Origin of the sequence: Neoroseomonas soli (genome assembly GCF_018129065.1) — a bacterium.
Lineage (GTDB): Bacteria > Pseudomonadota > Alphaproteobacteria > Acetobacterales > Acetobacteraceae > Neoroseomonas > Neoroseomonas soli.
In genome coordinates this window covers 25,222-39,970 of record NZ_JAAEDM010000045.1, presented here as the reverse complement: position 1 = coordinate 39,970, position 14,749 = coordinate 25,222, and the positions used below count along the sequence as shown (strand labels likewise).

14 protein-coding genes are annotated in these 14,749 nt (G+C 71.3%); 5 read left to right on the top strand and 9 right to left on the bottom strand.

The genetic code is table 11. The features are described 5' to 3' along the window. Positions 1-300 precede the first annotated feature (300 nt). Complete coding sequence (locus GXW76_RS15820) at positions 301-1,710, top strand: porin (protein WP_211863054.1); 1,410 nt, start codon at positions 301-303, stop codon at positions 1,708-1,710. 93 nt (positions 1,711-1,803) lie between these two features. Then, positions 1,804-2,370 carry a DUF3576 domain-containing protein gene (locus tag GXW76_RS15815; RefSeq protein ID WP_211863053.1) on the top strand — a complete coding sequence of 189 codons (567 nt, stop codon included), beginning with the start codon at positions 1,804-1,806 and terminating at the stop codon, positions 2,368-2,370. Between the two features lie 88 nt (positions 2,371-2,458). Here GXW76_RS15815 and GXW76_RS15810 read toward each other — a convergent pair whose 3' ends face one another. Beyond that, positions 2,459-3,583 carry an alpha/beta hydrolase family protein gene (locus GXW76_RS15810; protein WP_211863052.1) on the bottom strand — a complete coding sequence of 375 codons (1,125 nt, stop codon included), beginning with the start codon at positions 3,581-3,583 and terminating at the stop codon, positions 2,459-2,461. Positions 3,584-3,611: 28 nt separating this feature from the next. On the opposite strand from GXW76_RS15810, the gene leuS reads away from it, so the two are divergent. The 3 genes from leuS (at position 3,612) to holA (ending at position 7,896) form a co-directional block, all read left to right on the top strand. Further along, the gene (leuS, locus tag GXW76_RS15805; protein ID WP_211863051.1) at positions 3,612-6,233 is read left to right on the top strand and encodes a leucine--tRNA ligase; all 2,622 of its coding nucleotides are present in this window, start codon (positions 3,612-3,614) and stop codon (positions 6,231-6,233) included. Between the two features lie 73 nt (positions 6,234-6,306). Then, a complete protein-coding gene (lptE, locus tag GXW76_RS15800) occupies positions 6,307-6,864 on the top strand; it encodes an LPS assembly lipoprotein LptE (RefSeq protein ID WP_211863050.1) in 558 nt (185 codons plus the stop codon). Between the two features lie 6 nt (positions 6,865-6,870). Continuing rightward, positions 6,871-7,896, top strand: a complete 1,026-nt coding sequence (gene holA / locus GXW76_RS15795; protein ID WP_211863049.1) for a DNA polymerase III subunit delta — start codon at positions 6,871-6,873, stop codon at positions 7,894-7,896. Between the two features lie 65 nt (positions 7,897-7,961). Here the strand turns inward: holA and GXW76_RS15790 are convergent, their stop codons facing one another. The 8 genes from GXW76_RS15790 to GXW76_RS15755 all read right to left on the bottom strand — a co-directional run bounded on the left by GXW76_RS15790 (position 7,962) and on the right by GXW76_RS15755 (position 14,709). Beyond that, on the bottom strand, positions 7,962-8,375 hold the full coding sequence (locus GXW76_RS15790; RefSeq protein WP_211863048.1) for an NUDIX domain-containing protein: 414 nt from the start codon (positions 8,373-8,375) through the stop codon (positions 7,962-7,964). After that, entirely contained in the window at positions 8,365-8,709 is a 345-nt protein-coding gene (locus GXW76_RS15785; protein WP_211863047.1) for a hypothetical protein, read from the bottom strand. The genes GXW76_RS15790 and GXW76_RS15785 overlap by 11 nt, the downstream gene beginning before the upstream one ends. An 83-nt stretch (positions 8,710-8,792) precedes the next feature. Continuing rightward, the gene (locus tag GXW76_RS15780) at positions 8,793-9,650 is read right to left on the bottom strand and encodes a ParB/RepB/Spo0J family partition protein (protein WP_246514402.1); all 858 of its coding nucleotides are present in this window, start codon (positions 9,648-9,650) and stop codon (positions 8,793-8,795) included. Next, on the bottom strand, positions 9,647-10,459 hold the full coding sequence (locus GXW76_RS15775) for a ParA family protein (protein ID WP_211863046.1): 813 nt from the start codon (positions 10,457-10,459) through the stop codon (positions 9,647-9,649). The genes GXW76_RS15780 and GXW76_RS15775 overlap by 4 nt, the downstream gene beginning before the upstream one ends. Next, positions 10,446-11,054 (bottom strand): 16S rRNA (guanine(527)-N(7))-methyltransferase RsmG, encoded by a 609-nt coding sequence (gene rsmG / locus GXW76_RS15770; protein WP_211863045.1) that lies wholly within the window; start codon positions 11,052-11,054, stop codon positions 10,446-10,448. The genes GXW76_RS15775 and rsmG overlap by 14 nt, the downstream gene beginning before the upstream one ends. Next, the gene (mnmG, locus tag GXW76_RS15765) at positions 11,051-12,919 is read right to left on the bottom strand and encodes a tRNA uridine-5-carboxymethylaminomethyl(34) synthesis enzyme MnmG (RefSeq protein ID WP_211863044.1); all 1,869 of its coding nucleotides are present in this window, start codon (positions 12,917-12,919) and stop codon (positions 11,051-11,053) included. Before mnmG ends, rsmG begins: the two co-directional genes overlap by 4 nt. A gap of 78 nt (positions 12,920-12,997) precedes the next feature. After that, complete coding sequence (gene mnmE, locus GXW76_RS15760; protein WP_211863043.1) at positions 12,998-14,317, bottom strand: tRNA uridine-5-carboxymethylaminomethyl(34) synthesis GTPase MnmE; 1,320 nt, start codon at positions 14,315-14,317, stop codon at positions 12,998-13,000. Positions 14,318-14,355: 38 nt separating this feature from the next. Next, the gene (locus tag GXW76_RS15755) at positions 14,356-14,709 is read right to left on the bottom strand and encodes a (2Fe-2S) ferredoxin domain-containing protein (RefSeq protein ID WP_211863042.1); all 354 of its coding nucleotides are present in this window, start codon (positions 14,707-14,709) and stop codon (positions 14,356-14,358) included. Between the last annotated feature and the right edge of the window lie 40 nt (positions 14,710-14,749).

The window sequence follows — 14,749 nt, the reverse complement described above, 5'->3', positions numbered from 1 at the left end:
CCGGTGGTGGCGCTGGGTGGCGTGGCCGCGGCCTCGGTGCGGCGCGTTCCGCGGCTGGCCGCGGGCGTGGCGGCCATCGGCGGGCTGGCGCCGGAGGCTGTGGCGCCATCGCCACACTGTCTCAGGTAAGTCGCGCGGGGCCTGTCTGCACGGTTGCCGGGCGGCGCGGGGGCGGGACATAGTCGGCGCAGGCCACGACGCCGTCCTTCCGTCTCGCGGCGGGATGCGGCGGCGGACCCTGTCCGGGGGGGCAGGGAGGCCCAGGGAACTGCCGGTTCGCCGGCCTTGAGGAGGACTATAATGCGCAAGATTCTGCTGGGGACGACCGCCGTGGTCGGCGCCGCCCTGCTGGCGCCGGCGGCTTTCGCCCAGGCACCGGTGACTGTTGCTCCGCAGGGGCTCGGCACGGGTACGCAAATGGGCACCCAGGCCATCACGCCGATGTCGCCGGCGATCGCGGGTGCGGGTGGTCTGCAGATCCGCCTCGGCGGCTACTTCGACTTCAGCGCCGCGATGATCTACGACGACTGGGACTACGGCCGGTCGCGTAACTCCTCGGCCGCGAACGGCAGCGGCCCGAACGGCACGGCGTCCAACCGTCGTTCGCGTTACGACTTCCGCAACGACGCCGAGCTGTACGTGTTCGTCGAGGGTCGCGCCGCCAACGGCATGACCTACGGTGCGACCTTCGAGTTCCAGATGGACAACAGCCAGGGCACGGCTGCTGACAACTCGAACGTCTCGATGGACGAGCTGTGGGGCTTCATCTCCTTCCCGAACCTCGGCACGCTGCGCTTCGGTGCGGAAGACAGCGCCGCGAACCTGCTGCAGGTCCGCGCCCCGTCGGCCGGCCTGGTGGCTTCGGACGGCGACTGGTACGACTTCATCTCCAGCCCGGGCCTCTACGGCGCCGCCTACATGCTGTCGGGCATGAACGACGGCAACGACGCGACGAAGGTCATCTACCTGTCGCCGCAGTGGGCCGGCTTCGACTTCGGCCTGTCCTACGCCGCCAACGCCGGCGAGGGTGAGCGCAACGACCTGGCGAACGGCCAGCAGCAGCGTGACCAGACGCAGCTCCAGAACGAGCTGTCGGCCGGCATCCGCTACCGCGGCACCTTCGGCCCGGTGGGCGTGAACGCCGGCTTCGGCGCCATGATCGCCGACAGCCCGCGCCTGAATGCCAACGGCACGTCGCCGGGCGTCCAGCGCATGCAGGACGTGAACGCCTACACGGTCGGCCTGAACGTGTCGGCCTATGGCTTCGCGCTCGGCGGCGAGTACACCTGGGGCGCCTACAACGGCACCTCGGTGGGTCGTGCGGCCCTGAACCCGGGTCTGGACGACAGCCAGCATTGGATCGTCGGCGCGACCTACACGGTGGGCCCGCTGCTGATCGGTGCGAACTACGGCCAGGGCAAGCAGTCCAACGGCAGCTGCCGCACGGGCGCCGGCTGCGCGGGTCCTGCGGGCGGCATCAACTCCCTGCCGGATCGCGAGCACACCGCGTGGGGCATCGGCGCCGTCTACACGCTGGCTCCGGGCCTCGGCCTCTACGCGATCTACCAGAACATCAACGACGAGAACATCGCGACCAGCGCTCCGTCCGACGCCCGCTACGGCGGCAGCGGCACGACGCTGGCCCAGTTCAACGGCAGCAACACCCGCACGATCAACATCGGCATGGTGGGCGTCCGCCTCGCCTTCTGATCCTCAGAAAGCGATGCCTTCGGGGGCGGCAGGGGAAACCCTGCCGCCCTTCGTCTTTTCAGCGCCCCATTTCCAGGGCTACAAGGCCCTGCCATGACACGCGCCACCCTGATCGCCATCCCCCGCCATCGTCCCGCCGCGCTGCTGTGCGCGCTCGGCGTCGCCGCCCTGCTCGGGGCCTGCGGCTCGGACAGTGTCCGAGAGGTCGGCCGAAACGAGTATACGGCGGGCAGCGGACGCGAACGCGTCGCCGGCCGGCTGACCGGCCAGGACGACGGTATCGTGCTGTTCGGCACCTCCCGTACCCGGCCCGAGGACAGTGCCGGCGGCGGGGGGCTCGGGGTCAACGCCTATCTCTGGCGCGCCACGCTCGACACCCTGGCCTTCATGCCGCTGGCCTCGGCCGATCCTTTCGGTGGGGTGATCATCACCGACTGGTACTCACCCCCCGGCGCGGGCGCGGAACGTTTCAAGGCCACCGCTTACGTCATGGGGCGGCAGTTGCGGTCGGACGGGGTCCGGATCTCGATCTTCCGCCAGGTCCGGCAGGGCAACAATTGGGCGGATGCGCTCGTCGCGCCGGCGACCGGCGCGGAACTCGAGGATCGCGTCCTCGCCCGGGCGCGGGAACTGCGCAGCCAGGCCACCGCGACGCGCTGACAGGCGCGGCCGGGGCAGCCGGCCCTTCCCGACGGGATATCGGCGCCCTGCGTGTATCCTTGCCGCCCAGGGCGCGTCAGGGCAGGCATCAGCCGCCGCCGCAGGGGGCGCGGCGCAGTCCCCGTGCGGGTGCGCCCGCAGGGGCCTGCACCAGCGTCACGAGGCACGGCGCGAAGGACCGCGTGAAGCGCCAATCGAATGCTCCGGCGTGCCCGCGCGGCTCGCCTTCCGGCAGCAGGGCGACCGTGGGCGCGCGACGACGGCCCGCCGCTTCGGCCACCAGCGCGCCGCGCGCCGCGGGATCGGGGTCGTAGGCGTCCCCTTCGAACAGCGCGACCCCCAGGCGCGGCCCGTCCGCCGGGAGGCCGGCCAGCAGCCGGGAGAAATCCTCGAGCGCGGCACTGTGGTTGTTGGGGCGCTCCGCCTCCCCATGCGCGGCCGGGGCGAAGGCGAGTGCGGCATGCACCAGGTCCGGCCGCTCGGCCGCCGCCATCACGGATTGCCAGCCGCCGCGAGACTGCCCGGCGAGCACGATGCGGCGATACCCGGCCTCCCGCAGCAGCGGCAGGGCGCGGGTCAGGCTGGCCAGCGCCACCGGGAGGAGGTCGTCCGCCGGGTCCCGGTCGAAGCGCAGGATGTCCCAGCCGGCGTCATTGAGCATCGCTGTCACGCCCGGCGCGTTGCGCCGGCGATGGTCCACCGCGGGGCCGCCATAGCCGTGCGACCACACCACGACGCCCTGCGCGGCCCCCGGCCCATGCCGGAACATCAGCGGCGCGGCGCGGAAGGGGCCGATCGCCGCCTCGACCGGCCGGAAGGCGGGACCGGCGGTGCCGAGCAGGCTGCCGTCCAGCGCCAGGATGCGGCAGGTGGTGCCGGCGCCGAATGTCCGCGCCGCGTCCTTGTCGCAGGTGGTTTGCAGGCCGGCGCGGGCCGCCTCCTCGCCCGCAAGGCCGGAAACGAAGCGCCAGGTGGAACGCCCATCGGCCGTGGCGTGCAGCGCGAAGCCGGCATGCGGCATGGTGCCGCGATAGTGCAGGGTGAAGGCGATCACGGTGGAGGGGCCACGGGCCCGCCCCAGGCTGGCCACCGAGAAGAGGGCGCGGTAGGCCGTGAAATCCACATTGGGGTCCTGCGCCCGCGCCGGGGCAGCGAGAAGGGCGAGCAGGACCGCCGCGCGCCCTAGGAATCCGGCGCCGTGGGGCTTATGCATCCCTCTCTCCAATAAACGCGCGCGCGAGATGAACGACACCAACGCTTCCCAGGACAAGGCCGGCCAGGACACTCCGTCTCCCCGCTACGACTTCCGCGGCGCCGAGCCGCGCTGGCAGCGGGCGTGGGAGGAGCGCGGCTGCTTCGCCGTGCCCGACGTGCCGCCCGACGGCGCGCGGAAGTACTACGTGCTCGAGATGTTTCCCTACCCCAGCGGGAAGATCCACATGGGGCATGTGCGGAACTATACGCTGGGCGACGTGGTGGCGCGCTACAAGCGCGCGCGCGGGCATCTCGTGATGCATCCGATGGGCTGGGACGCCTTCGGCCTGCCGGCCGAGAATGCGGCGCGGGAACGCGGCACCCACCCGGCGAAGTGGACCTACGCGAACATCGCCAACATGCGCGACGAGCTGAAGCGCATGGGCCTTTCGCTGGAATGGGCGCGGGAATTCGCCACCTGCGACCCGGAATACTACGGCCAGCAGCAGAAGCTGTTCCTCGACTTCTGGAAGGCCGGGCTGGTGGAGCGCAAGGAATCCTGGGTGAACTGGGATCCCGTGGACCACACCGTGCTGGCCAATGAGCAGGTGATCGACGGGCGCGGCTGGCGCTCCGGTGCGCTGGTCGAGAAGAAGAAGCTCAGCCAGTGGTTCCTCGGCATCACGAAGTTCGCGCCGGACCTGCTTGAGGCGCTGAACACGCTCGACCGCTGGCCCGAGCGCGTGAAGACGATGCAGGCCAACTGGATCGGGCGCAGCGAGGGCGCGCGGCTGAAGTTCGCGCTCGCGCAGCCGGCGGACGGCATCGCGGATGTGGAGGTCTTCACGACGCGGCCGGATACGCTGTTCGGCATGTCCTTCCTCGCCGTTGCCGCCGAGCACTCGCTGGCGGCCGCCGCCGCCGCGCATAACCCGGCCGCGGCCGAGTTCGTCGCCGAATGCCGCCGCATGGGCACGTCCGAAGCCGCGATCGAACAGGCCGAGAAGAAGGGCTTCGACACCGGCCTGCGTGTGAAGCACCCCTTCACGGGGCAGGAATACCCGGTCTGGATCGCGAATTTCGTGCTGATGGAATACGGCACCGGCGCGATCTTCGGCTGCCCGGCGCATGACCAGCGCGACCTCGACTTCGCGCGCAAGTACGGGCTGTCGGTGACGCCCGTGGTGCTGCCGAAGGGCGCGGATGCCGCGACCTTCGCCGTCGGCGACGACGCCTTCACCGAGGACGGCACCGCCTTCAACTCGGGCTTCCTGGACGGGCTCGAAGTGGCGGCCGCCAAGCGCCGCGCGATCGCGGAACTTGAGCGCCTCGGCGCCGGCGCCGGCGTGGTGAACTGGCGCCTGCGCGACTGGGGCGTCTCCCGCCAGCGCTACTGGGGCTGCCCCATCCCGGTCATCCACTGCGATGCCTGCGGCGCGGTGCCGGTCGCCGAGGCGGACCTGCCGGTGCGGCTGCCGGAGGATGTCGATTTCTCCAGGCCGGGCAATCCGCTCGACCACCACCCGACCTGGAAGCACGTGAACTGCCCGTCCTGCGGCAAGCCCGCGCGGCGGGAGACGGACACCTGCGACACCTTCGTGGACTCGTCCTGGTACTTCGCGCGCTTCTGCTCGCCGCGCGCCGAAGTGCCGGTGACCAAGGCGGCGGTCGATGCCTGGCTGCCGGTGGACCAGTACATCGGCGGCATCGAGCACGCGATCCTGCACCTGCTCTATTCGCGCTTCTTCTCGCGCGCGATGAAGGCGACGGGGCATCTCGGCGTGGAGGAGCCCTTCGCCGGCCTCTTCACCCAGGGCATGGTGCAGCACGAATCCTACAAGGGCGCCGACGGCCGCTGGCTGTACCCCGAGGAGGTGGAGTTCTCCGCCGCGCCGGACGGCTCGGAGGCCGCTGTCGTGAAGGGCACGAGCGAGCCCGTTACCATCGGCCGTGTCGAGGCGATGTCGAAGTCCAAGCGCAACACGGTCGATCCCGGCGCGATCATCGCGAAATACGGGGCGGACACCGCGCGCTGGTTCATCCTCAGCGACAACCCGCCCGATCGCGACATGGAATGGACGGAAAGCGGCGTCGCCGGCGCCTACCGCTTCACCCAGCGCGTCTTCCGCATGGTGGAGAACGCGCTGCCGTCGCTGCCGCCCGCCGGCACGGCGCCGGAAGCGGAAGGCAAGACGCTGCGCCGCGCCACGCACCGCTGCATCGCCGCGGTGACCGAGGCGCTGGAGACCTTCGCCTTCAACGTCGCCGTCGCCCGTCTCTACGAATTCGCCAACGCGATCGAGGCGGCGAAGGACGCGCCGGGCGGTGCGAAGCGTGAGGCGCTGGAGATGCTCGCGCGCCTCTCCGCCCCGATGATGCCGCACCTGGCGGAGGAGGCCTGGTCGATGCTGCGGCCGGGCGATGCCTCGCTGGTTGCGCAACTGCCTTGGCCGGAAGCCGATCCGGCGCTGCTGGTGGCGGAGAGCGTGACGCTCGCCGTGCAGGTGCTGGGCAAGCTGCGCGCGACCATCGAGGTGCCGGTGGGCGCGAGCGAGGACGCGATCTTCGCGGCGGCCGAGGCGGAGGAGAACGTGCAGCGCGCGCTGGGCGGCAAGCCCATTCGCAAGCGCATCCATGTGCCCGGCAGGATCGTCAACCTTGTGGTTTGACCGCATCCGCGGAGAGGGGCGCCGCCCCTCTCCGCACCTCGCCCCGCCGAGGGCCGAAGGGCCCTCGGAACCCATGGTTTCCAAAGGCCTTTCGGCCTTTGGCGGGAGGGGGCCGGGGACGGCGGCGCCCTCCCCGCGCCGCGCCGTGCTGGGGCTGTTGCTCCTCTCCGGCTGCGGCTTCCGGCCCCTCTACGGCCCGCGTCCCGAAGCCGAGCCCGCCTCCGGCCTCGAGACCATCCGCGTTGGCCTCATCACCGAGCGCAACGGCCAGCTCCTGCGCCGTCACCTGGAGGACCGCCTGCGTTCCGGCGCGGCGCCCACGCGCTACGACCTTCGCGTCGGCCTTGCCTACGGGGTGGAGTTGCAGGGCTTCGCGCGCGACGGCACGCCGAGCCGGGTTCGCGTGACGGCGACGGCCAGCTGGTTCCTCTACGACGCCTCCGCTCCGCCGCGCCTCGTTGCGAACGGCATGGAGCGGGCCTTCGACGCATACAACGTGCCGGAGAACCAGTTCTTCGCGGCCGAAACCTCCCGCGAGGCGACCGAGCGTCGCCTGGTGGAGCAACTGGCCGAGGACGTGACGCGGCGCCTCGCGATCCGCTTCGCGGGCGGACCGCCCCGGGCGGGCTGAGGCCCCGTGGCCAAGGTCGACGCGCGCCGCATCGCAGGCTTCCTGGCCGATCCGGGCCAAGCGCGAGTGGTGCTGATCTTCGGCGAGGATGGCGGGCTGGTGCGCGAGCGTGGCGAGGCCCTGACCCGCGCCGTTGCGGGCGACGACCCTTTCCGTCTGGTCGAGATCCCGCGCGACGCGGCGGCGAAGGATGCGACGCTGCTCGCCGCGGAGGCGGCCACGCCGGCGCTGACGGGCGGCGGCCGCCTGGTGCGGGTGCGCGAGGCGACCGATGGCCTGGCCAACGCCGCCAAGGCCGTGCTGGCGGGCAATGGCCCCGGGATCGTGCTGCTGGAGGCAGGCTCGCTCGACGGTCGGAAGGGCCTGCGCGCGGCGCTGGAGAAGGCGGGACCCGAGGCCGCCGTCATCGCCTGCTATGCGGAGACCGGCGCGGCGCTGGAAGCCTCGATCGTCGCGCTGCTGCGGGAATTCGGGGTTTCGGTGGAACCTTCGGCCGTCGCGTGGATGGCGCAGCGGCTGGGCGAGGACCGACTGCTGCTGCGGCGTGAATGCGAGAAGCTCTCCCTCTATGTCGGAGCCGGCGGGCGCGTGACGGAGGACGACGCGCTGGCCTCGCTGGCGGAGGGCTCGGCGCTCGATCTGGATGCGGCGCTGTTGGCGGCGACCGAGGGCGATGCACCGCGCGCCGACCGCGCCCTGGATACGGCCTTCGCGGAAGGGGCCCACGCCGTGCAAGTGGTGCGCGGAGCGCTGCGACACGTGCAGCGGCTGGAACTGGCGGCCGGGGCGGTGGCGAAAGGGGCATCGGTGAAGGACGCGGTGGACGCGCTGCGGCCGATGGTCTTCTTCAAGTCGAGACCGTCATTCGAACGCGCCCTGCGCCTGTGGAAGCCCGAGACGCTGGCGGCGGCAGGGATGGCCCTGCTGGAGGCGGAGCGCCTGACCAAGACAACCGGGACGCCGGACGAGAGCGTGGCGCGCGCGGCGGTGATGGGGTTGGCGCGGGAAGCGGTGAGGGCGAGACGAGGGTGATGGAGACGGAGGGGCGCCGCCCCTCCGAGCCACCCCGCCGAGGGCCGAAAGGCCCTCGGAACCCGTTACCTGAGGCGTTCGGTCGCGGCTCTCAGCACGGCGAGATCGTGGGCACGACCAACCGGGTTCGTCGTCAGCCTGATCAGGGCCTCGGCCTCGGCAGGGGTGGCCCAGCGGATCGCGTGGGTTTCCCATTCGAACGGCTGTGGTGCTCCCTGCGGGGCCATCAGGAAGAAGGCCGTGCTTCCCGTCCCGCCGGTGAAAGTGCCAGGCAGGATCCCGGTGATCCGGGCGTGGTAGCCGGTCTCCTCGCGTACCTCGCGCAGGGCCGCCTGTTCGGGAGTCTCGGCCTGGCCCTGCTTGCCCTTGGGAAAGGTCCAGACGTAGCCGTCGAAATGGTTGCGAGCAGCACGCGGCCGGCATCGTCGATCAGCACGCCGCCATAGGCCCCAGCCTTCGCGATGGTGGTCAGCGACCACCTTTTTCGAGGCGCAGCAGCGTGCCCCACACCTCGCCGTAGCGATGCGCGCGCGCCTTTCCCTGGCGGGCTGCGACGGCGTCCTTGAAGTTTGCGTAGTCGATGTCCTGCGCGATGCGGGCCATCGCCGCGGAGACAGCCGCACGGGGCGCCGAGGCGCGGAAGGGGTAGTCGGTGCCCTCGTCGTCCCGGATCGGGCCGAGAGCCGGCAGCGCTATTTTCCGCAGTTCTTCAAGGCCTTCGCGCACACGCGCACGGATCGTCAGTGTGTCTGACTTCACGTCGTCAGGCTTCCTGACCACACTGAAAAACCCGAACGTCGTGATCAACCACATCGTGATGTTGCTCCATGTCGACCAAGGTCCAGGAAACTGAGTTTCCTGGCAGGGGAGCACGAGGGGGCAGCGCCCCCTCGTTGTCACGCTTCGGGGTCGAGCAGCCTCAGCACCCCGTCCAGCTGATCCAGGTCGCGGTAGGAAATCGTCACCTGTCCGCCCTTCGCCGCCGTCTTGATGGCGACCCTGAGCCCGAGCCGTTCGGTGAGCCGTCGTTCCAGCGCCGCCGTGTCGGGGTCCTGCTTCGTCACGCGCCGGGCCGCCGGGTCACGGGGCGCGGCGGCGGCGAGTGCTTCCGTCTGGCGCACGGACAGGCCGCGCACCACGACGAGGCCCGCGAGGCGTTCGGGATCTTCCGCCCCGAGCAGGGCGCGCGCGTGGCCGGCGGACAGCGTCCCCTGGCGCAGCATGTCCCGCACCCGCTGCGGCAGGTTGAGCAGCCGCAGCGTGTTGGCGACATGGCTGCGGGACTTGCCGACGGCCTGGCCGAGGCCTTCGTGCTTCAGGCCGAATTCCTCGATCAGCCGCGCATAGCCTTCGGCTTCTTCCAGCGCATTGAGATCCTCGCGCTGGAGGTTCTCGACCAGGCCGGCCGCCATGGCGGCGCGGTCGTCGAGTTCGCGGATGATCACCGGCACGTCGTGCAGCCTGGCCTGCTGGGCGGCGCGCCAGCGCCTCTCGCCGCCAAGGATCTGGTAGCGGCCTGTGGTGCCGGGCTTCGGCCGCACCAGGATCGGCTGCAGGATCCCGTGTTCCTCGATGGAGGCGGCGAGCTCCGCCAGGGCTGCCGCGTCCGGCGTGCTGCGGGCCTGGAAGGGGCCGGGCTCCAGGGCGTCGATCGGCAGGGTCCGCGGAGCGGCGCCGGTCGCGGCGGCGGGGGCCTGGCTGTCGCCCATCAGGGCGGAGAGGCCCATGCCGAGGCGCGTCGTCGTCTTCTTCATGCCGCGGATTTCCTCGCCTTGCGTTCCCGTCGCAGGAGTTCGGCGGCGAGGTCCACATAAGCCTGCGCGCCGGCGGAGCGGTGGTCGTAGAGGATCACCGGCAGGCCATGGGACGGCGCTTCGGAGATGCGGACGTTGCGCGGAATGACGGTCGAGTAGACCTTGTCGCCGAAGAAGGCGCGGACATCTGCGGCGACGAGCTCCGAGAGGTTGTTGCGGCGGTCGAACATGGTCAGGACGATGCCCTCGAGGTCGAGGGCCGGGTTCAGGGATCGCCTCACGCGCTCGATCGTGCGGGTGATCTGGGAGACACCCTCCAGGGCGAAGAACTCGGTCTGCAGCGGCACGAGCACCGAATGGGATGCCACCAGCGCGTTGAGCGTGAGGAGGCCGAGCGAGGGCGGGCAGTCGATCAGGATGATTTCGGTGCCGGCCAATGCCTCGGCCTGCGCCTCGAGTGCGTCGCGCAGCCGCCGCTCGCGGTGCTCGATGCCGACAAGCTCGATCTCGGCGCCGGCGAGTTCCGGATCGGCCGGAAGGATGGTGAGGTTCGGAATCCTCGTCGGCCGCAGGAGATCTGCAAGGCGCCGTTCGCCGGTCAGGAGCGCGTAGGATCCTGCGCCACGGTCCTGGCGGGAGATGCCGAGGCCCGTCGATGCGTTGCCCTGCGGGTCGAGGTCGATCAGCAGCACCTTGCGCTTGGCGGCGAGCGCCGTGCCGAGGTTGATGGCGGTCGTGGTCTTGCCGACGCCCCCCTTCTGGTTGGCGAGGGCAATGATGCGGGGTTGCGCGCGCTCAATGGCCGGCACGGCGGATCTCGCTCAGGCGAAGGATGGTGGCCTCGGGGTCCGTGCGGCTTGCAAACCGCTCGGTGGTGAAGTGCCAGTCCGCGGCGGCGCTCGTCAACTCCTGCTCCGCACTGCGGCCCTTCGGGAAGATCGCGATACCGCCAGGCGCGAGGAATTTCGCGGCGTGGGAGAGGAGAGCGGTCAGCGGCGCCAGCGCCCGCGCGGTGATCGCGGCGAGCGGCGGCAGCACCGCCTGCTCGATGCGCGTGGCATGGATCTTCACCCTGACGAGTCGGAGCGTGCCGGCCGCCTCGATCAGGAAGGCGGCCTTGCGCTTGTCGGATTCGACGAGGTGAATTTCCCGGTCAGGCAGGGCGGCGGCGAGGACGATGCCTGGCAGGCCCGCCCCCGAGCCCAGATCCGCCACCGGCCCTTCGGCGGGCAGAAGCGGCAGCAGCTGCAGGCTGTCCGCGATGTGCCGCCGTTCGATCTCCGCCGCCGTGCCCGCCGAGACGAGGTTGATCGTCGCGTTCCAGCGCAGCAGCAGGTCGCGGTAGGCGGTAAGCCGCGTGTCGCGCTCCGGATCCGGTGCCAATGCAGGCAGAGGGTGTTTCACGTGGAACGCGCCCCGTCACGCCGGAGAGCGACCGCCAGCGCCGCGATGGCGGCCGGGGTGATCCCCGGCAGGCGGCCAGCGGAGCCGAGTGTCGTGGGCCGGGCGGTCGTGAGGCGTTGGCGCATCTCGACCGAAAGACCGGGCACGGCGGCGAAATCGAGATGGTCGGGTATCAGGGTCCGCTCCTCCCGCTCCAGGAGCCGCATCTCCGCTTCCTGCCGGCGGAGATACGGCGCGTAGAGCGCTTCTGCCTCGAGCTGCGCGCGCAGCGCCGGCGAGAGGGCCCGCAGCCACTGGAAGACGCCATCCACGGCCGTGGCGTCGACGCCGGGCAGGGCCAGGACCTCGATCACGGACCGCCGCTTCCCATCCTGGTTCACCGGAATCCCGGCGGCAGCCAGTACTGCCGGCGTCGCGCCGTCCACGCGCGCACGGTCGAGCGATTCGGCAAGGCTCGCAGCGAAAGCCCGATGGCGCGCTGCTCGCTCCGGCCCGACGCAGCCCCAGGCAACGCCCTTCTCCGTCAAGCGCAACCCGGCATTGTCCGCACGCAGGATCAGGCGATGCTCGGCCCGCGCCGTGAGCATCCGGTAGGGCTCGGAGACCCCATGCAGCGTCAGGTCATCGACCAGCACGCCGACATAGGCCTCCGACCGCGTCAGGACGCGATCCGGCACCCCGCCCGAGGCGCGCAACCCGGCGTTCAGCCCCGCCATCAGTCCCTGCGCGGCCGCCTCCTCGTATCCCGTCGTGCCGTTGATCTGGCCGGCGAGGAACAGGCGGGGGACCGACCGGACCTCCAGCGCGGGCGTCAGTGCCCGCGGGTCGACATGGTCGTACTCGATCGCATAGCCGGGGCGGAGGATGCGGGCACGCTCCAGGCCGGGCATGGTGGCGATCATGGCCGCCTGCACCTGCTCCGGCAGGCTGGTCGAGATGCCGTTGGGATAGACCGTGTCGTCGTCCAACCCCTCGGGTTCCAGGAAAACCTGATGGCGCTCCCGCTCCGCGAAGCGGACCACCTTGTCCTCGATCGAGGGGCAGTAGCGCGGCCCGACCCCCTGGATGCGCCCGCCATAGACGGCGCTCTGGTGCAGGTTCGCGCGGATCAGGGCGTGGGTGGCCGGCGTGGTCGTGGTGATGCCGCAGGCGACCTGGCGGTTGGTGATCCGCTCCGTCATCCAGGACATCGGCTCCGCGGGGTCGTCTCCCGGCTGCGCCTCCAGCGACGCCCAGTCGATGGTCCGTCCGTCCAGGCGCGGCGGCGTGCCGGTCTTCAGCCGTGCGAGCGGCAGCCCCATTCGTTCGAAGGCGAGCGCCAGGCCGATGGCCGGCGCGTCCCCCACCCTGCCGGCGGGGATCCGCTGCTCGCCGATATGGATCTCGCCGCGGAGGAAGGTGCCCGTGGTGACGACCAGCGCGCCGCAGGCGATGCGCCGGCCATCGCCGGTGACGACGGCGGCGATGCCGCCATCCGGGGCCAGGTCGATCCCCTCCGCAGCGGCCTGCAGGATCGTGAGTCCAGGCTGCGCTGCCAGCAGCTCCCGCACCGCCCGCCGATAGAGACGCCGGTCGGCCTGGGCCCGAAGGCCCCGCACTGCGGGGCCCTTCGAGCGGTTCAGCATCTTCACATGGATGGCCGCGGCATCTGCGGCCCGGGCCATGATCCCGTCCAGCGCGTCCACCTCGCGCACCAGATGCCCCTTGCCGACACCGCCGATCGCAGGGTTGCAGGACATCTCGCCGAGGGTTTCAACGCGGTGGGTCAGCAGGAGCGTGCGCGCGCCGCAGCGGGCCGCGGCGGCCGCGGCTTCGCAACCGGCATGCCCGCCACCCACGACGACGACATCGAAGATCAGGTCCATGGGGCGGCGGTATAGGGCAGCGGGACGACGTGCGGGAGAGAAGTCCGACAATCGCCCTCCCCGGCCGCGCCTCGCCCCCTATTTTCCGATGCAGAACTCGCCGAACACGATGTCGAGCACATCCTCCACGCCGACCCGCCCCGTCAGCCGCCCGATGGCGCGCAGGGCGGCCCGCAGCGCCTCGGACACCAACTCGGGCAGCGCCGCCGCCTCGGCCTCCCGGAGCCAGGCGGAGGCTTCGGTCAGCGCCGCCCGATGTCTCGGACGGGTCAGCACGGGGGCCTCGGCCACTCCGGCGAGCCGGACCGTTTCGGCCTGCAGCCGCAGCCGCAATTCCTCCAGGCCGGCACCGGTCCGCGCTGAAACCGCCAACGGCAGAACCCCGCCGATCTCCGCCGGCGCGGATTCGAGATCGGACTTGTTCGCGAGAACCAGTGCCCCCGGCTTCACCCAGGCCAGCGTTTCCGCATCGGGCGCCTTGTCGGTGGCGAAGACGGTGATGACCAGGTCGGCCTCCTCCGCCCGCCGGTGGGCTCGGCGGATGCCTTCCTGTTCGATCTCGTCGGCGGCCTCCCGCAGGCCTGCCGTATCGGACAGGGTCACCGGAACACCGGCCAGTTCGAGCCGGACCTCCACCACGTCGCGCGTCGTGCCGGCGCGGGCCGAGACGATCGCCGCATCCCGTCCGACGAGTGCGTTCAGCAGGGACGATTTGCCCGCGTTCGGAGCACCGAGGATGGCGACCAGCACCCCTTCACGCAGCCGCTCCCCTCGTCCGCCATCGGCCAGATGCGCGTCGATCTCGGCGCGCAGCGCCCCCGCCCCTTCCCGCGCCCGGTCGCCCAGATCCGTCGGCAGGTCGTCATCGGCGAATTCGATCGCCGCTTCCTGGTGCGCCAGCAAGCGGGTCAGCCGTTCCGCCCAGCCGCCATAGACCTGCGCGAGGGCGCCATCCGCCTGGCGTAGCGCCTGGCGCCGCTGGGCTTCGGTTTCCGCCGCGATCAGGTCGGCGATGCCCTCTGCCGCCGTCAGGTCCATCCGCCCGTTGAGGAAGGCCCGGCGGGTGAACTCCCCCGGCTCGGCCGGGCGGGCGCCGAGCGCCGCCAGGGTCGCGCCGACGGCCGCCACTACCGCCGGCCCGCCATGCAGGTGCAGTTCGGCGCTGTCCTCCCCCGTATAGGAGCGCGGGGCGGGCATCCAGAGCACCAGCGCCTCGTCCAGCGCCTCGCCTGCCGCCGGGTCCCGCAGTCGTCGCAGGCTCGCCACCCTCGGCGCGGGTAGCCGCCCCGCGATCCGCGTGAGGATCGACCCGCTGTCGCGCCCCGACATCCGCAGTATGGCTATGGCGCCCCGCCCGGCCCCGCTGGCCAGTGCGAAGATCGTGTCGGTTGCCGTCACGAGCGAACCTGGCCCGCCTGTTCCACGTGAAACACCCCTCAACCCTTCGGCGGCGGCACGTCCTTCTCGGTCAGCATCAGCCGCCTCACCCGTCCGCCGCCAATGACGTGGACCTGCAGGATCTCCTCCACGTCCTCGATGCTGGTCGGGCGATACCAGATGCCTTCCGGGTAGATCACCACGGCCGGCCCGAACTCGCAGCGCTCGAGGCAGCCCGCGGCATTCACCCGGATGTCCGGGATCCTCAGTTCCTTCGCCCGCGCCTTCATGTAGTCGCGGAGCTTTTCCGACCCACGGGCGGCGCAGGAGCCTCGGGGGTGGTCGTCCTGCCGCCGATTGGTGCAGACGAAAATATGCGCGGCATAGAAGGGCGGCGGGTCGGCATCGGTCACGCTGGCTACTCCGGGTCAGGCCTTGGCCCTGCATGTAGCG